Raw genomic sequence first — 15,619 nt, forward strand, 5'->3', positions numbered from 1 at the left:
ATGATACCGATTGGTATCGTATTATACTAGCCAGTATCGCTGCAAGGGGGATTTATGCCGAGAGAGACTCAGCCGCGACTGCCGCCGCGAGAACGCATTCTTCAGGCGGCTGAAACGCTTTTTTATCAGGACGGTATCAACCGTGTGACGGTAGATGCCATTGCAGAGAGAGCCGAATCCACCAAGATGACGCTGTATCGTCATTTTTCCTCCAAAGAATCCCTGGTGCTGGCGTGGATCGAATTATTGATAGAGGACTACAGTCAGGTTTTTGATCGGCTTGAAGCGCAGACTCCTGGCGATCCGGCAGCGCAGATTCTGGGATTTGGTCAGTTTATTGTCGGCAATCTCAGCGGATCGCTAAAGCGAGGCTGCCCGTTTACCAATACGCTGGCTGAAACCACCGGCCAGTATCCCGAGGTCAGAGAGGCTATTTTTGCGCATAAGCAGCGGCAATTTCATCGGCTGGTGGCGCTGTGTGCCCGTGCAGGTGCCAGCCAGCCGGAGGCGCAGGCAAAAGAGATCACCCTGATGCTGGAAGGTTTACAGGTGGTCGCCCAGAACAGTGGATTTGAAGGCGCGGCGGATTACGTACTCGAAAAGCTAGCTGCGATGCTCAGGCAGCTCTGACTGACGGTGCGCGTCATCATCACCCTGCAAACCCCGGCATGGCGTAGCGGCGGCTTACCGTGCTGACTTTTTGCATCCTGCGATCCTCAGGCCAGGCAGACATCGCCTCTGATTAACCGCAAAACATCTTCTCCAGACCAACAACGGCGGCGTTAAACCTGACTGCCTGAAAAAAAGTTTAGAATCGGGCTGTGACCGGGAAATCAGCCATCTTTTTTCCCGTCGCTCTGCTGAACCCTGCACCATGAACCTGGCCGCACGCTGATTTGTTCGCTTAACGGGCGAGAATCGATAAAAGAGTGACTACCGCTTGTTGAAAGCAATCAGTGCCAGAGATAATTGAAGTCACCAGGCTATCTCCCTGAGCCTTCATGCCCTGGCTCTCGTTTCCCTGATTTACACTGGACGGATTGTGCCGGTCCGTTAATAACGATTTAAATCAAAGGAACCCGCAGCGGTGGATATTTTCGAAATAGCGTCTATAGCAATTAATCCTGATTAACAATTTACTAACGATCGGGTTGATGGAATAAAATTCAACCAGTTGAGAATGGATTTTTTATAAGCGAAGCCATAGAATGACTTTATCGATAAATGTGATTAAGATCACATATCGCACATTTTGCAAATTTATACAGCCAGTCGACTCCTTGTATAAATAAATTTTTCAAGTCATTGATTTTGATGATGGGTTTATTTTTTTGTAATATTAAAAACTATTAAAATATGCCGCTGGGCTTTGTTTTGGCATTAAATATTTATCTTGATAATATCCGATTGAGAATTAATATTTAATTCCAGTGGGTGATTGGTTTATTAATTCTTTTTATTGGTAAATAGAGATGAGGTGAGGCTATGCAACAACGGCGGCGTGGTGGTTCGGGCAACTTTGCGGAAAATCCAGAGCGGGCGCGTGAAGCGGGACGTAAAGGCGGACAGATCAGTGGGGGAAACTTCAAAAATAATCCAGAGCGGGCTGTTGAAGCGGGACGGCTGGGTGGAAAAATAAGCCGCAGGCCACCTTCAGAAAAAGCGGCCGGGTGAGAGTAAAGGTCGGATGAGTAACCGCTGGTCGCTTAATTCAATTTTCTGCCTGATTAGCTGAGTAATAGCGCATGCAAAAAACGGGGTTGTGTTTTGCTTTTTTGCATGGCTGGAAAGCAGTGGCGATTATTTAATCGTGTTGAGGTAACTATGCGAGATAATAATAGTGAGCTGCTATCTCAATTTTTAGAGAAAATGAATCTCAGTGACGAAAACGTCGTACGGTCACTGATTATCGGCTCTATTGTCTGTGAATTAATGCGCTCGGATAAGGTCATTAACCGTAAAACTATTTGCTGTAAATTAGTCAAACGTCTTGAGCTTTGTGAAAGCATGGAAGAGGAAAGGATCTATTACCGTGCTATTCGTATGCTATTTGGCCGGCAGTAATTTAACCCATTGATCTCGTGAGTTACAGGTTATGCCGTTATCTAACGGAGAGCGATCCAGTAAAACTCACGTCTTCTGTGGTGGAAGGATATCGTGGTGTGATTTTTACGCAACGCTTCGCGTTCAGCCCGTCAAGACGGGCTTTTTTTTATTTATCACTGATGAGGGATTTCGTAATTGAGAGGGCGGCGTGGGTCATGATCTCCCTGCCGCGCTCGTCTGATGCTGCCATCCTTATCCCGTCACGCTTTGCCGCGGTATCGAACAGCGTCAACAAAGGCAACAAAAGCAGAAGAGGTATGACGGCGGTTGGGATAATAGAGGTGGAACCCTTCAAATGTCGGGCTCCAGTCAGCCAGCACCTCCACCAGATTTCCTTGTTCAATATGCGGCTTAGCCATTGATTCCGGTACATAAGCCAGGCCGATGCCGTCCAGTGCGCCATTCAGAACATGGACAATGCTGTTGGAGATCAGCGGTCCGTTTACCCGAATATTCAGTTTCCTTCCCGCTTTCTCAAACTCCCAGGCATAAATACTGCCGACCGGGGAGTGACGAATATTGATGCAACGGTGATGAGCCAGATCCTGCGGGATAACCGGTACGGGATGGGTGTTAAAGTAAGCGGGCGTACCGACTACCGACAGACGCCAGTCCGGGCCCATGCGCACCGCGATCATATCCTTACTGATCGATTCGCCCAGCCTGATGCCCGCATCAAATCGCTCAGACACGATGTTGGTAAAACCGTAGTCAATACAGATTTCAACGTTGATATCCGGATACTTCTCCAGGAATGCCGGGAGCATTGGCCGTAATAAACCTTCGGCGGCATCATCTGAACAGGTAATACGAATATTCCCCACCGGGGTATCGCGTAATTCGCCGATGCGCTCAATTTCATCATTGATTTGTTCAAATAACGGCGCGACCGCGTTCAGCAATCTTTCACCGGCTTCGGTGGGGGCGACATTGCGGGTAGTCCGCGCCAGTAGCCGGACCCCGATCCGTTGTTCAAGATTACGGATGGTGTGACTTAACGCAGAAGGGCTGACGCCGAGCCCTGCGGCGGCTTTAGTAAAACTTTTTTCGCGCGCTACCGCGATAAACGCCTGAATATCGTTCATAAGATCCTGTCTTTATTTGTGACGACTATTCACAAGTCGTTGCAGATTATCGGATCTGAGTGCCAGCTGCCATCACCCTGCTATTTAAACGGGGCTGGATCGCTCCGTTAAACCGGCCGCACTGAGCGTGTTGATTCCGGTCAGTCGCAGCTGTTCGGCGGCGGTCAGAATGATTTGAGAAATCCTTTCATCAGGGCATTGCGCCTTATACGATTAATGATTCCGCTCATTTTTGCCAGCATAACAAACCCGCCGTTTTACCTTATTTAGCGCATTCCCTGTCGCCGTTACGGTATTTAACCAAAAGCGCTGAAGGCCAGCGGGTATCAGGCGGACGCGTGATCAAGGCAGATGGCACTCTTTTCAGCGATTAATGGGCTGCCGTTCTGCGTGCCGTAGCCCGGTCGGCTACCTATTGATGAATTTATCTCACAATTGCATCCCGTTTACCGCTATTAATCAAAACATTCCTTCCGGGATAAAATCGCTGACGTCTTTGCATAGCAGGAATGAACATGTCTTCAGTTAACCTTCACGCGGCTGCTGCCGCGCAACCTCACCGTGCTGCCTGGGGTGCCATTTTTTCGATGGCGCTGGGCGTGGTGGTACTCATCGCCTCAGAATTTATGCCGGTCAGCTTGCTGACGCCCATTGCCAGCGATCTCAGCATCAGTCAGGGACAGGCAGGCCAGGCGATCTCGATCAGCGGCTTTTTTGCCGTGCTCACCAGCCTGCTTAATACCCCGTTAACCGGTCAGCGCGACCGTAAAAAGGTGCTGGTAACCTTTACGCTGTTACTGGCGCTCTCTGGTCTGGTGGTGACCTTCGCTGTAAATGGCCTCATGTTTATGCTGGGGCGCGCGCTGCTGGGCGTTGCTATTGGAGGATTCTGGTCGATGTCCACCGCTACGGTGATGCGGCTGGTTCCACGCCACTCGGTGGCTAAAGGGCTGGCGCTGATCAACGGCGGTAACGCGCTGGCGGCCACGGTTGCGGCACCGCTTGGCAGTTTTCTCGGGCAGTATATTGGCTGGCGTGGTGTCTTTTTTATGGTGGTGCCGCTGGCGCTGGTCGCTTTTATCTGGCAATGGCGCAGCATTCCTTCTCTATCAGGTGCCACGACAAAGGTTACGGCATCCCCACTGCGGTTACTGCGACATCCGCATGTCGCATTGGGAATGACCGGCATTATGTTTCTGTTCATGGGGCAGTTCAGCATCTTTACCTATCTGCGCCCCTTTATGGAGTCGGTAACCGGTGCCAGCGTGGATGCGCTCTCATTGATATTGCTGCTGCTGGGTGCCGCCGGTCTGGTGGGAACCTGGTTTATCGGGCGCCTGCTGGCGCACCGCCTGTTTATCTGGCTGGTGGTGATCCCGCTGGCGATGGCGCTGATTGGCGGTCTGCTGATCGTGGAGGGGCACTCCCTGTGGGGAACGGGCCTGCTGTTAACGCTGTGGGGATTAATTGCCACGCCAGCGCCCGTCGCCTGGGGATTGTGGCTCAGCCGCGCGCTGCCGGAAGAGGCTGAAGCGGGCGGCGGATTAATGGTGGCAGTGATCCAGCTGGCGATCACGCTGGGTGCCAGCCTCGGTGGTCAGCTCTTCGACGCGGCTGGCTGGTGGAGCCCGTTTGCCTTTGGCGTGGTGATCCTGCTGTTCTCTGCGCTGTTTGCCGTGCTGGCCGCTCGCCGTGGCCTGGCTGTGCAGGGCCTGCAGCAGCCTGCGTAGCGCTGACGAACCGGTCCGGCAGTGGGTCCGCCGCCGGGCCGTGATCTCAGCGCGCTAACCCAAACCGTGCCGCTGCGTCACCTCATCGCAAGAGAACGTCTGAGCACGCGACAACCGTTCTGAATGGTTTAACCCCGGTCAGTAAGGAGCCGTATGAAGAAACTCACCGTCATGGCGCTTGCACTTGCGCTCTCCATCTCAGCCGTTTCCGCTCAGGAAAAGGAAGCATCGTTAACGCTGTCCCACAGCGGCGATAAACCCTCGGTTAAGGGACCCGCTAATACCTTCACCGGCGCAGTGCGAATTGATGCGCCTTTCCAGGCAACCGCACCTGCGCGGGTCAGTGGAGCTACCGTGACCTTTGAGCCAGCTGCCCGCACCGCATGGCATACCCATCCTCTGGGTCAGACGCTGATTGTGACCGCTGGCGCGGGGCGGGTGCAGGCATGGGGAGAGCCGGTGCACGAAATCCGGCCGGGCGATATCGTCTGGATTCCGGCTGGCGTCAAACACTGGCACGGAGCCACTCCGCATCAAGGCCTGTCTCATATCGCCATCGCGGAAGCGCTGGATGGCAGGGTAGTGAACTGGCTGGAGAAGGTCAGCGATGAGCAGTATGGCGCAGCAGGCAAATCGTAAGAGGCAACATGATGATTAAACAGATGAATACCGCACTGATACTCTGCATGGCTCTGGCCCCGTCGCTGGGTGCGGCGGAAGCCAGCCCGGAGGCTGAACGGAAAAAAATTGAGGTACAGATGCAGAAACAGACCGAGCCACTCTCCCTGCAACAGAAGAATATCGCGACCCTCGCCGCCTGGGCTGCCACAGGCGATCTGACCGGACTGAACGCGGCGCTGAATCGCGCTCTGGATGAGGGGCTGACCCTGAGTGACTGCCGTGAGGTGCTGGTGCAGCTTTATGCCTATGCCGGTTTTCCGCGCAGTCTTAATGCGCTGGGTGAACTGATGAAAGTCACAGAAGCCCGGCGACAACAGGGCAAACAGGATGCGCCAGGTCGTGAGCCAGGACCGATTCCGACGCCGGAGGCGATGCCTGCCGCCGGTAAACGCAACCAGACAGCGCTGGTTGGCAGCCCGGTAGCCGGACCCCTGTTTGACTTCGCGCCGGTGATGAACGATTACCTACAGTCACACCTGTTCGGGGATATTTTTGAGCGCGATAACCTGAGCTGGAAAAATCGCGAACTGGCAACGGTCGGCACGCTGGCCGCCCTGGAAGGGGTGGAACCACAGCTAAAAGCGCACCTCGGCATCAGCCTGAATGTCGGACTGAGCAGGGATCAACTGCGAGAGCTGGTGCCGGTTTTCAGGCAGCAGGGCGCGCGCGGCTGGGCCGATCGTCTTGAGGCGGCGCTCGATTCAGTGGAACAGAAATAACGGATAAGCGCCGGACCCGGCTCCGGCGCTTATGTCAGGGGAAACGCGCTGTGGTTTAGGGTGACAACGTCACGCTAATTTTCGCCGCTTTCATCCCCGCATGCTGCTCCAGCGTTTCGGGATGGGCTATCCGGCCAATCCGCGTGTAGCGATAAGAGGTCTGAAAAGATCGATAAAATAACACCAGGGTATGGGTGCCATACAGCATGACATCCCCGGCGTTGATCTCGCCCGTAACAACCGGGCCGACCGGTAACGAAAAGGTGAGATCGGTGAACTTTTCATTCCCGTTCAGCTCATGCATTTCCACGCTAAGCGGCAGCTGTTTCATCAACGCGCGTGATGCCGCATTATCGGCCGGAACAAGCGTGAACGGTTGTTGATCAATACGCATTGTTATCATTTTCTCTTCCGGTGCCGCTGTCGCGGTTCCCGCCTTAGGCTGGACGAATCCGGATGTCGCGAAACTCAGCAAACCGAGCGTCACTAATCTGAGGGGTAATCGCATCTCTGACTCCCTTTAGGAACCGAAATCCGCCGCTGAACCTGGCTTAACCGCTGTTCAGCGACAGAGGCCGCTGCCGCGAGACGGCAGGTGACGCTACGCATGAGCCGGTTACCAGGGCTGGTTTGCCGGGCCAATGGTGAACTCGTTAACGGTGGTGTCTTCCGGCTGATCGATGGCAAACGCGACCACGCTGGCAATTCTTTCCGGTGGGATGCCATAGGTGTCATACAGTCCCTGCATCTGATCGCGCGTCTCTTTTTCACTGATGGTCGACAGCAACTCAGTGTTGATCGCAGCAGGATAGAGCGTCGTGGTGCGGATGTGGGTTTTTTCCAGCGCAGATTCCATCCTAAGCACTTCCATAAAATCGCGCACGAACCATTTGGTGCCACCATAGACCGCCCCGCCGGGATAAGCTTTCAGGCCGGCCACGGAAGAGGTCGCGATGACCTGTCCCGATTTCTGCGCCGTAAAGTGTGGCAGCACCGCCGCCACGCCGTTCAGCACCCCTTTAACATTCACATCGATCATCTGATGCCAGTCGTCAGTTTTCATCGCCGAGAGCGGAGAGAGGGGCATCAACCCGGCGTTAAGGAAGATCACGTCGACTTGCCCAAAGGTCTCCAGCGCCAGTTTAACGATGCGATCGTTTTCTTCCTGGCGAGTGACGTCCAGCACCTGATAAACGGCCTGTCCACCTTGCTCAACGATTTCGTCAGTAATACGCTTCAGATTCTCTTCACGGCGGGCGCCCAGCACCACTCTGGCGCCTTGGCGGGCAAGCAATTTCGCTGTCGCCTCACCAATACCGGATGACGCACCGGTAATAATAATCACTTTCTCTTTAATCATTAGCCTTCTCCTTGTTGACCTTATTCTGAATGTAAGCGTGACTGCCATCGCTTATTAATAAAAAGCGTTCACCTTTGAATGAGCGCCTTTGATGCGTGGTTTCTTCGAAATAAAAAGCCGAATAATTCCGGGATCAGTAAAATGCATCAGAGTGAAACGCCGCAGCCATTATCGCTGCGGCGTATCGCCATCTTTATTTCAGGCTGGACTGGAAGAAACTGCCCAGTTTGGTAAAAGGAATCAGATCGGTGCGGTCGTAGAGGTCGACATGTCCGGCATTTTTAACCCAGTAAAGCTCTTTCGGCTGACCCGCTTGTTTATACGCCGCCTCGCTAAACTCTTTTGAATGCGCCTGATCGCCGGAGATAAACAGCATCGGACGCGGAGAGATGGTTTCTATATCGTTGAACGGATAGAAGTTCATGAATTTCACGTTGCTGGTAACGGTTGGCTTAGTGGTGCGCTGGTCGGAGGCGCCTGCCGGCGTAAACTCACCGCGTGGTGTGCGATAAAAATCATAAAATTCACGCTGAATCGGATGCGTATCGGCGGTCAGTTTCAGATCGGTGCCGCCTGCCACGGCGGGCTCGGCACCGTTGAACTCGGCGTAGCGCTGCTGTGCCGCCTGGGCAATTATCTGTTTACGCTGAGCGACGGAAAGCGAATGATTCAGCGCGTCGCGGTTGGCGGCACCCATGTCATACATGCTGACCGTGGCGATCGCTTTCATGCGCGGATCGATTTTCCCTGCGCTGATAACGAAGCTGCCGCTGCCACAGATACCTAACGCACCGATGCGTTCACGATCGACAAAGGGTCGGGTACCGAGGAAGTCGACGGCTGCGCTGAATGCTTCGGCATAAATATCCGGCGCGACCGCATTACGCGGTTCACCTTCACTCTCGCCCCAGAATGACTGATCGATAGCCAGCGTGACAAAACCCTGTTCAGCCAGTTTCTGTGCATAGAGGCTGGAGCTTTGTTCTTTCACCGCCCCCATCGGATGACCAACCACGATCGCGGCATAGTGACGCTTCGGGTCAAAGTTTTTCGGGGTAAACAGGTTGCCGACAATTTTCATTCGATACTGATTATTGAATGAAACTTTTTGCTGAGCGACGTCACGGCTTTTATAAAAGTTATCCGCGCCGTGCGACATATCCTGGGCGAGCGATGAAAATGAAACTGTACTGATGGCGAGCGCTAAAGCTAAACTGATTTTTTTCATGGTGTAATCCTGATCGGGCCAACCCGGAACTCAGGTTGATCGCAAAGTTAAATAACGTGACGCGCCAGCATTAAAAAATGACGCCGGAACGGATGCGCAGACAAAATTGCCTGTTGCTTGCCATTAAAATAAATATGGGTGATGTGCAGTGCAGAAATCACCTCACACCGGGTAACGCATCCGTTGCCTGTTAACCTGACACAGGCAACGCCGATCGCCCTTTATTCTGTGCAATCAGTATGCGGCGGGTGTGGCGTGAAGGGGTAACCCATTTGTCTCTATTTTTTGCCTGATCCTATGAAGCATGTTTACTTTTGCGGCAAGGATGGTGTCTTATAACGCGGAAGAAAAATGCAGTGGAGCATCATAATGTCAATCACCTCGCTCACCGATCCGCAGGCACGCAGGCAGGATTTTCTGGCCCGATTACGGCATATCATTGGCGCATCAACCGCCTGTACCGGGGATTACCCGACCGCGATTGAAGGCGTCGGCCTTTTTCGTCGTGATGAGCCGGCACCGCCGGTGATCTGTATGGTCCCGCCCAGCCTGGTGCTGGTTGCCAGCGGCGCGAAAAGGATGTGGGTCGGCGGGAGTGCGTATCCCTATGACACCGCTTCCTTTCTGGTGACCTCGCTGAATATCCCGGCTAATTCTGAAGTGACTGAGGCTAGCCGCAGCCAGCCCTGCCTCGGCATGACGCTCCGTCTCGACCAGCGGCTGTTAGCGGAACTGATATCCCAGGGGAATTTACCGCCGCCACCGGCACAGCGGGCCAGAACGGGCGTTGGGCTGGGCAGCGCGACGGCGGCCATTCTGGCCCCATTTTGTCGGCTGGCAGAGTTACTGACCGAGCCTGAGGCCATTCCGGTGCTGGCACCGCTGATTCAGCGTGAGATCCATTATCGTTTGTTGCTCAGCGATCAGGCCGCAATTTTGCGGCAGATTGCCGCGGTGGATGGGCATGGATATCGGATTTCAAAAGCTATCGACTGGCTGAAACAGAACTATCCATCACCGTTGCGCGTTGAAGAGCTGGCAAGCCGGGTGCAGATGAGCGTACCGACCTTTCATCAGCATTTTCGTCAGCTCTCCGGCATGAGCCCGCTGCAATATCAGAAATGGCTTCGCTTAAATGAAGCCAGGCGACTGATGTTAAATGAGTATCTGGATGTCGCCAGCGCTGCATTTCGCGTCGGCTATGAGAGTCCTTCTCAGTTCAGTCGCGAATACAGTCGCTTGTTTGGCAATCCGCCCAGACGGGATATCGCCAGCCATCGGGTGCAGGCAGGGTAATCCGCTTCTCTGCTTTACTCTTTGCTCAGGGTGAGTGAGGCGTGACCGACATTCTTCAGGGATACCGCGGTGATAAGGTTATCGGCGACGGTCAGCGTCAGAACACGATTATCGTGATACCAGCGTCCTCCATTCGCTTTCCAGCCGTCAGCAATCAGCTGACCGGAAGCGACATCAATCGATTTGCCGATCAGCTGCTCTATCTTCAGGCGGGAGGCAGGGGCATTGACGCTGTTTGCCTGATTCTGCGCTTTGGTTTTTCTGATGTCGCAGGTACCGGCGGCGTCGCTCATCTGGGTACATCCGCTACGCTCCAGCTGAGCGCGATAAGCGCGGCTGATGGCGTGAGCAGGCGTTACGCTACAGGTCAGCGCGCTGATCACCATCATCCACGCCAGCAGTCGAAAACGCGCAGTGGAAGGAGCAGAATCGTTGATACGCATGGGTTTTCCTTGAAGTATGGCCCGTCTGGCCAGCTGAAAAGAGTCTGTTTACCGCTCACGCTGTTAATCATAGTGGCGATCAGCGCGCCGGGCGAAAAGCATAAGCACCGAACGGTGGTTTCCGGAAGCCTGAGCGGCAGAGGAAATCGGGTCACCTCTCCGCCGGGCTAATCCGGGACAATCGCGCGGAATTTACCCCTGAAGAGGGCGTCGTGACCTGATCGGGGTCAAACCGGAGGGCATTGTCCGGGCGGGAAAAGATCTCGCTTTACAGCGGCTGGTTTGCTGTGGCGCGCCGCGCGCAGAAAGGCAGTTTGCCTGTAAGCCGCCAGACCGGCTCTGTGAAGATCTGTTCAATAAATTAAAAGGCGTAGCGATGACAGCATTTACCGATCAACTCAGCCGTTTACTCGACGACCTGACCCGTGAGGCGTTCCCGGCGATCTCAATCGCCATAGGAAAAGGAGACCGCCTGATCTGGCAATACGCCGCAGGCTATGCAGACATCAGAAACCGGGTAGAAAATTCACCCGATACCGCCTTTGGCATTGGCAGCATTACCAAAGTGTTTATTGCGGTGATCATCCTTCAGCTCACCGAACAGCGACAGATTCAGCTCGACGATCGACTTTCTGACTGGCTGGAAGAGACGTCGCTGTCGGGTATCGCCAATGCAAAGGCCGCGACGATCAGACAACTGTTGTCGCATTATGCCGGAATAGCGAGCTGGGAAGATCAGCCCGCGTGGATTCAGGCTGCGCGTGGTAAGCATCTCATTGCGAACCGCTTCTGGCAGCCTGAGGCGTCACTGGACTATATTCGCGACCAGCCGCCGTTATTTCTGCCCGATGAAAACTTTCATTACTCAAACAGCCATTTCACCCTGCTGGGGATGTTGATCGAACGCGTGACCGGCCACAGGTTGCAGGATGAACTGGATCAGCGGATCTTCCGGCCGCTGGCGCTTAATGCAACCCGGCTCGACGGCTTTTCGCCCACTCAACCGCAGAAGGTGGCCGCGCGCTACCACCGATGCAACGCAGATTTCATCCGCAATGCCGGCATCGCCGCGAGTTTTCAACCAGAGCACAACGCTATCCTCAACGTTTCTTCAGCCAGTCTCTCGGTTGAATGGGCAGCCGGCGGGATAGTCTCTACTGCCGGGGAGTTGATGGCGTTTATCCTGGCGCTGAAAAATGGCGCGTTACTCAATCGGCAAAGTCAGCGCGACATGCAACGCTGGCGCGCCGCCGGTGAAGCGCAGATGGGATTAAGCCTGTTCAGAACCGACTCCGCTTACGGGCCCGCTATCGGTCACGGTGGCAATGTGCTGGGCTACAGCGCCTGCGCCTGGTGGTTTGAGCAAACCGATTGTGCGGTGGCGATAGTGACGAATGTGGGTTCCATGCACGCCGGTGCAGACGCTCACTGCGCCAGCCGGTTATTCAGAGATTCTGACGTTGTGAAGCTGGCGCATGCCATTTCAGGCCGCTAAGCCGCTGCCTGCTGCACAGCCGTAGCCTGATAAGGTAAACTGCCGGCAACCAGTTAATGCAATATATTTGCATTAATCTATCCGATCCCAGGAGGAGCCGATGGCAAAGGAGATGATCCGTCAGGGGGGCCGCAGCGCCCGAATCCAGGCTGAAGTCCATAAAACGGTCAATCAGCTACTTAAAACCACCGATCGCGCGGTGATCACCGTGCCGATGATTGCTGAGCAGGCTGGGGTTACCCCTTCTACAATTTATCGCCGCTGGGGTGACCTGTCGCAGCTACTGGCAGACGTTGCGGTTGACCGGATGCGGCCGATTGCTGAACCGGAAGATACCGGTGAGATGGTCAGCGATTTGACGGCTTTCATACTGCAGTATGTCGAGGAGATGTCATCGAAAGTAGGGCGTCAGATGCTGGCCGACGTGATCGGCAGCTACAGCGACGACGCCAGCCAGAAATGCTGTGGCTATACCGTGCAGCATCTTGAGACGCTGAACAGCCGGGCGCTGGCGCGCGGTGAGCCGGGCTTTGACGTCGCGCAGGTGATTGATGGCGTGGTGGCACCGGTGATGTATCACATCCTGTTTAACGATCGGGAGATCACCGCCGCCTACTGTCAGTCACTGATCCAGCGGCTGTTTGCCTGACCCGGCCGCTTATCTCTGGGTAAAAGGAGAGGCGGCCTCAATGATCAACTGTTGCAGCAAGGCGTGCGCCGGGTCATCTGTATCGTCCGGGGTGATCAGCGCAATGCCGACCTCTCCGGCAGCTGGCAGATGACGTGATGCTGTCACCAGCGTCTCCGGCATTCCGGCACGGGTGCGCAGCGTGATGCCCAGTCCAGCCTGCAGCGCTGCCCAGATGCCGCTCAGGCTGTGACTGGTAAAGACAACACGCCAGGGTATTCCCGCAGCATCCAGCGACGCGGTGGCGCGCGACCGCATCAGGCAGGGCGCATCAAAGGCGACCAGCGGCAGCGGATCGCCGCGGTGTAACAGCGCGGCCAGATCAAAATCAGCATGATGTATCCAGGCTAGCGGACAGTCACCGATCAGCCTGCTATTGGCGTGCGGCGCGGCCTGCCACACCAGCGCCATATCAAGTTGATGACAGGCCATTGCGCTGAGCAGCCTCTGGTTTCTGTCAACCTGCGCGGTAATGGTGACGCCGGGATGCTGACGACTAAACGCGCCCAGTACCTCAGGCATCAATGACTCACCAAAATCTTCCTGCATCCCGATACGGATTTCACCCTTCAGCCCGTCACCTCTGACTGCGCGCAACGTCTCATCGTTCAGCGTCAGCAGACGTTTGGCGTAACTCATCAGCAGCTCACCGCTATCGGTGAGTTGCAGGTGCCGACCTTGCTTCCTGACCAGTGCAGTACCGCATTGCTGCTCCAGCTTTTTGAGCTGCGCACTGACCGCTGAGGTTGAACGGCATAAATGCCGGGCTGCCAGGGCAAAGCTACCCGCTTCAATGCCGGTAACAAAGCTACGCAGCGCGTCCATATCCAGTGACTCAGGAACCCGGTTCATAATCATCCTGTATAAGTGGATGGTTGATGCTGATTAATTTGATTTTCAGGATTATAGCGCTGCGCGACACTCTGTCCATCTGCACTGGAGAGAAAAAATGAAAGAGATTCTGGATCGCGAAACGCTGGCCCGTCGGGCCCCGAAACTGGCTGAACTGACGCAGCAGGTGCTGTTTGATGATATCTGGCAGCGCGGCGTGCTCTCCGCACGGGAACGCAGCCTGCTGACGCTGGCGACGCTAACCGCGCTGGGCCGGGTCGCGCAGTTGCCCTGGCATATTGATTTCGCGCGAAAAAATGGGCTGACGCAGGAGGAGCTGATCGAAGGCTTTACCCATCTGGCGTTTTACGCTGGCTGGCCCGCGGCGGTGACGGCGTTGAGCTACCTTGAGGAGAACAACTGATGCCCTTAACCCGTATCACCCTCGGCCAGGCTTACAGTGAGGCCAGCTTACAGCAGATCTCCGCGCTGCTGCATCAGACGCTGGTGGCGGAATTTGCGGTGCCGGTTGACGACTGTTTTCAGTTGTTTGAGGTGCTGCCGGCCCACCAGCGAATTTTTGATCGTCACTACCTGAGCAAAGGGCGCAGCGAAGCCTTCATGCTGTTTCGGATTACCGCTGGTCGTCCACGCACCCGACAGCAGAAGCAGCGCTTTTATCAGCAGCTTTGCGCCGCATTGCAGGCCACGCTGGGAGTCGATCCCGATGACGTGATGGTCATCATCCAGTTCAACAGTAGTGAAGACTGGAGCTTCAGCGGCGGCAGAATGTTAGCGGAGGTGACGTCATGATCGTGATGCATTACCGCTTTACGCTGCCGGCAGATTACCCGATGACGACGATTGAGCAGCGTATCCGGCTGAACGGCGCGAGGCTGAACGGGTTTCCGGGTCTGATCGCCAAGGCTTTTCTCTATGCCCGGCGGGATGATGAGGAACTGGCGGTGGCAGAAAATCGTTATGCGCCGCTCTATTTCTGGCAGGATGCGTCAGCCATGCAGCGTTTCCTGCAAAGCGCGGGATTTCAGCGCCTGGTGGATGACTTTGGCTGGCCGGTGATAGAAAGCTGGCTGGCGCTGAATGCGGATGGGATGCCGGACAATCTTGACCAGGCGCGCTTTATCGCCCTGCGCCGCTGGCCGATCGCCCCGCACAGTTGCCTGGCCGATCTGGCGAGTGAAACCGGCTTTTGCGCCTGGGATGTGAGCCGCTGGCAGGGAGTGACCGTCACGGCGTCAGCCGGGCGTCCGGCCGGTGAACAGGACGTTTATCGTATCGGTTATCTGGCACGCGGTACGGCGGCGTCAGGGGATCAGACCGGATAGGGCGATAGCCAGCAGCACGATTCCGCCCAGGGTATTGATATATCTACGCAGGGTAAAGGTGCTGATGGCGCGGGTTGAGGTCATCAACAGCTGGCTGGCACCGCTGAGCCACCCCGCCATGATCACAATATGCACCGAGGCCAGCAGCATAAAATCGCGTACATTGCCGGTCTGGCTGGTGAAGCGCGATACTACGGTCAGGTAGAGCAGAATGGCTTTAGGGTTGAGCAGGTTCGCCAGTAAAGCCTGAGAAAGCGTAACCGGCTGCGGGTCGGGGCTGTCAGCCTGATGGCGGGCCCGCACTCCGCTGATGATTAACTGGCTGCCCAGCCACAGCAGATAAAGTGTGCCGGCAATCTGCAGAATATGAAACAGAGAGGGTAAAGCCATCAGCATTGACGAAACGCCTAATCCAACCAGCAGGGCGTGGCAATAGATCCCCAGTGCGGTACCCAGAATAATCGTCGCGACGCCGCGCCAGCCTTCGGCCAGCGCACTGTTAATGGCAAGCGTAAAACTGGCTCCCGGTGACAGCGCTATCGGTAAGATGGCAACAATGAAACCGCTATAATCGATCTGCATCGGAACAGGTTGCTCTCCAGGATGAGAGG

General features: G+C 55.2%; 18 protein-coding genes. 11 read left to right on the top strand and 7 right to left on the bottom strand.

Annotation, left to right across the window (positions count from 1 at the left end; genetic code table 11):
- Positions 1 to 54 precede the first annotated feature (54 nt).
- Positions 55 to 630: a TetR/AcrR family transcriptional regulator gene (locus WFK59_RS14040; RefSeq protein WP_233988375.1), complete on the top strand. Its 576-nt coding sequence runs from the start codon at positions 55 to 57 to the stop codon at positions 628 to 630.
- Between the two features lie 855 nt (positions 631 to 1,485).
- Positions 1,486 to 1,674: a general stress protein gene (locus WFK59_RS14045; RefSeq protein WP_233988374.1), complete on the top strand. Its 189-nt coding sequence runs from the start codon at positions 1,486 to 1,488 to the stop codon at positions 1,672 to 1,674.
- Between the two features lie 632 nt (positions 1,675 to 2,306).
- Here WFK59_RS14045 and WFK59_RS14050 read toward each other — a convergent pair.
- A complete protein-coding gene (locus tag WFK59_RS14050; RefSeq protein ID WP_336756047.1) occupies positions 2,307 to 3,191 on the bottom strand; it encodes a LysR family transcriptional regulator in 885 nt (294 codons plus the stop codon).
- A gap of 515 nt (positions 3,192 to 3,706) precedes the next feature.
- Between WFK59_RS14050 and WFK59_RS14055 the strand changes: the two genes are divergently transcribed.
- From WFK59_RS14055 to WFK59_RS14065, 3 genes are all read left to right on the top strand, one after another.
- Positions 3,707 to 4,921 carry an MFS transporter gene (locus WFK59_RS14055; protein ID WP_336756048.1) on the top strand — a complete coding sequence of 405 codons (1,215 nt, stop codon included), beginning with the start codon at positions 3,707 to 3,709 and terminating at the stop codon, positions 4,919 to 4,921.
- A gap of 153 nt (positions 4,922 to 5,074) precedes the next feature.
- Complete coding sequence (locus WFK59_RS14060) at positions 5,075 to 5,560, top strand: (R)-mandelonitrile lyase (protein ID WP_336756049.1); 486 nt, start codon at positions 5,075 to 5,077, stop codon at positions 5,558 to 5,560.
- Positions 5,561 to 5,568: 8 nt separating this feature from the next.
- The gene (locus WFK59_RS14065; protein ID WP_262287713.1) at positions 5,569 to 6,321 is read left to right on the top strand and encodes a carboxymuconolactone decarboxylase family protein; all 753 of its coding nucleotides are present in this window, start codon (positions 5,569 to 5,571) and stop codon (positions 6,319 to 6,321) included.
- A 55-nt stretch (positions 6,322 to 6,376) separates the two neighbouring features.
- Here the strand turns inward: WFK59_RS14065 and WFK59_RS14070 are convergent, their stop codons facing one another.
- The 3 genes from WFK59_RS14070 to WFK59_RS14080 form a co-directional block, all read right to left on the bottom strand.
- A complete protein-coding gene (locus WFK59_RS14070) occupies positions 6,377 to 6,829 on the bottom strand; it encodes a cyclophilin-like fold protein (protein WP_336756050.1) in 453 nt (150 codons plus the stop codon).
- A gap of 108 nt (positions 6,830 to 6,937) precedes the next feature.
- Complete coding sequence (locus WFK59_RS14075; RefSeq protein WP_233988369.1) at positions 6,938 to 7,681, bottom strand: SDR family oxidoreductase; 744 nt, start codon at positions 7,679 to 7,681, stop codon at positions 6,938 to 6,940.
- 193 nt (positions 7,682 to 7,874) lie between these two features.
- Positions 7,875 to 8,909: an alpha/beta hydrolase gene (locus WFK59_RS14080; protein ID WP_336756051.1), complete on the bottom strand. Its 1,035-nt coding sequence runs from the start codon at positions 8,907 to 8,909 to the stop codon at positions 7,875 to 7,877.
- A gap of 369 nt (positions 8,910 to 9,278) precedes the next feature.
- Here WFK59_RS14080 and WFK59_RS14085 point away from each other — a divergent pair, with 369 nt between their 5' ends.
- Positions 9,279 to 10,205, top strand: coding sequence for an AraC family transcriptional regulator (locus tag WFK59_RS14085; protein ID WP_336756052.1), 927 nt, complete (start codon positions 9,279 to 9,281; stop codon positions 10,203 to 10,205).
- 14 nt (positions 10,206 to 10,219) lie between these two features.
- Here the strand turns inward: WFK59_RS14085 and WFK59_RS14090 are convergent, their stop codons facing one another.
- Positions 10,220 to 10,594 (bottom strand): hypothetical protein, encoded by a 375-nt coding sequence (locus tag WFK59_RS14090; RefSeq protein WP_336756342.1) that lies wholly within the window; start codon positions 10,592 to 10,594, stop codon positions 10,220 to 10,222.
- Positions 10,595 to 11,024: 430 nt separating this feature from the next.
- Here WFK59_RS14090 and WFK59_RS14095 point away from each other — a divergent pair, with 430 nt between their 5' ends.
- A complete protein-coding gene (locus tag WFK59_RS14095; RefSeq protein WP_336756053.1) occupies positions 11,025 to 12,143 on the top strand; it encodes a serine hydrolase domain-containing protein in 1,119 nt (372 codons plus the stop codon).
- 100 nt (positions 12,144 to 12,243) lie between these two features.
- Positions 12,244 to 12,792 (top strand): TetR/AcrR family transcriptional regulator, encoded by a 549-nt coding sequence (locus WFK59_RS14100; RefSeq protein WP_233988365.1) that lies wholly within the window; start codon positions 12,244 to 12,246, stop codon positions 12,790 to 12,792.
- Positions 12,793 to 12,801: 9 nt separating this feature from the next.
- Here WFK59_RS14100 and WFK59_RS14105 read toward each other — a convergent pair whose 3' ends face one another.
- Entirely contained in the window at positions 12,802 to 13,683 is an 882-nt protein-coding gene (locus WFK59_RS14105; RefSeq protein ID WP_336756054.1) for a LysR substrate-binding domain-containing protein, read from the bottom strand.
- A gap of 97 nt (positions 13,684 to 13,780) precedes the next feature.
- Here WFK59_RS14105 and WFK59_RS14110 point away from each other — a divergent pair, with 97 nt between their 5' ends.
- The 3 genes from WFK59_RS14110 to WFK59_RS14120 are packed head-to-tail and all read left to right on the top strand — an operon-like array spanning position 13,781 to position 15,008.
- On the top strand, positions 13,781 to 14,086 hold the full coding sequence (locus WFK59_RS14110; RefSeq protein ID WP_233988362.1) for a carboxymuconolactone decarboxylase family protein: 306 nt from the start codon (positions 13,781 to 13,783) through the stop codon (positions 14,084 to 14,086).
- Positions 14,086 to 14,475, top strand: coding sequence for a tautomerase family protein (locus tag WFK59_RS14115; RefSeq protein ID WP_336756055.1), 390 nt, complete (start codon positions 14,086 to 14,088; stop codon positions 14,473 to 14,475). Before WFK59_RS14110 ends, WFK59_RS14115 begins: the two co-directional genes overlap by 1 nt.
- Positions 14,472 to 15,008 carry a DUF4865 family protein gene (locus WFK59_RS14120; protein ID WP_336756056.1) on the top strand — a complete coding sequence of 179 codons (537 nt, stop codon included), beginning with the start codon at positions 14,472 to 14,474 and terminating at the stop codon, positions 15,006 to 15,008. Before WFK59_RS14115 ends, WFK59_RS14120 begins: the two co-directional genes overlap by 4 nt.
- Here WFK59_RS14120 and WFK59_RS14125 read toward each other — a convergent pair.
- A complete protein-coding gene (locus WFK59_RS14125; RefSeq protein ID WP_336756057.1) occupies positions 14,988 to 15,590 on the bottom strand; it encodes a LysE family translocator in 603 nt (200 codons plus the stop codon). The genes WFK59_RS14120 and WFK59_RS14125 overlap by 21 nt on opposite strands.
- Between the last annotated feature and the right edge of the window lie 29 nt (positions 15,591 to 15,619).

The sequence above is a fragment of the Pantoea sp. USHLN298 genome (genome assembly GCF_037149395.1).
Classification (GTDB): domain Bacteria; phylum Pseudomonadota; class Gammaproteobacteria; order Enterobacterales; family Enterobacteriaceae; genus Pantoea; species Pantoea astica.

What these genes read in the sequence shown, in the direction of transcription:
- WFK59_RS14110 (WP_233988362.1), top strand. Translation starts at nt 13,781, where the DNA reads ATGAAAGAGATTCTGGATCGCGAAACGCTGGCCCGTCGGGCCCCGAAA.
- WFK59_RS14075 (WP_233988369.1), bottom strand. Translation starts at nt 7,681, where the DNA reads ATGATTAAAGAGAAAGTGATTATTATTACCGGTGCGTCATCCGGTATT.
- WFK59_RS14085 (WP_336756052.1), top strand. Translation starts at nt 9,279, where the DNA reads ATGTCAATCACCTCGCTCACCGATCCGCAGGCACGCAGGCAGGATTTT.
- WFK59_RS14095 (WP_336756053.1), top strand. Translation starts at nt 11,025, where the DNA reads ATGACAGCATTTACCGATCAACTCAGCCGTTTACTCGACGACCTGACC.
- WFK59_RS14115 (WP_336756055.1), top strand. Translation starts at nt 14,086, where the DNA reads ATGCCCTTAACCCGTATCACCCTCGGCCAGGCTTACAGTGAGGCCAGC.
- WFK59_RS14100 (WP_233988365.1), top strand. Translation starts at nt 12,244, where the DNA reads ATGGCAAAGGAGATGATCCGTCAGGGGGGCCGCAGCGCCCGAATCCAG.
- WFK59_RS14065 (WP_262287713.1), top strand. Translation starts at nt 5,569, where the DNA reads ATGATGATTAAACAGATGAATACCGCACTGATACTCTGCATGGCTCTG.
- WFK59_RS14055 (WP_336756048.1), top strand. Translation starts at nt 3,707, where the DNA reads ATGTCTTCAGTTAACCTTCACGCGGCTGCTGCCGCGCAACCTCACCGT.
- WFK59_RS14090 (WP_336756342.1), bottom strand. Translation starts at nt 10,594, where the DNA reads ATGATGGTGATCAGCGCGCTGACCTGTAGCGTAACGCCTGCTCACGCC.
- WFK59_RS14105 (WP_336756054.1), bottom strand. Translation starts at nt 13,683, where the DNA reads ATGAACCGGGTTCCTGAGTCACTGGATATGGACGCGCTGCGTAGCTTT.
- WFK59_RS14045 (WP_233988374.1), top strand. Translation starts at nt 1,486, where the DNA reads ATGCAACAACGGCGGCGTGGTGGTTCGGGCAACTTTGCGGAAAATCCA.
- WFK59_RS14120 (WP_336756056.1), top strand. Translation starts at nt 14,472, where the DNA reads ATGATCGTGATGCATTACCGCTTTACGCTGCCGGCAGATTACCCGATG.
- WFK59_RS14060 (WP_336756049.1), top strand. Translation starts at nt 5,075, where the DNA reads ATGAAGAAACTCACCGTCATGGCGCTTGCACTTGCGCTCTCCATCTCA.
- WFK59_RS14080 (WP_336756051.1), bottom strand. Translation starts at nt 8,909, where the DNA reads ATGAAAAAAATCAGTTTAGCTTTAGCGCTCGCCATCAGTACAGTTTCA.
- WFK59_RS14070 (WP_336756050.1), bottom strand. Translation starts at nt 6,829, where the DNA reads ATGCGATTACCCCTCAGATTAGTGACGCTCGGTTTGCTGAGTTTCGCG.
- WFK59_RS14125 (WP_336756057.1), bottom strand. Translation starts at nt 15,590, where the DNA reads ATGCAGATCGATTATAGCGGTTTCATTGTTGCCATCTTACCGATAGCG.
- WFK59_RS14050 (WP_336756047.1), bottom strand. Translation starts at nt 3,191, where the DNA reads ATGAACGATATTCAGGCGTTTATCGCGGTAGCGCGCGAAAAAAGTTTT.
- WFK59_RS14040 (WP_233988375.1), top strand. Translation starts at nt 55, where the DNA reads ATGCCGAGAGAGACTCAGCCGCGACTGCCGCCGCGAGAACGCATTCTT.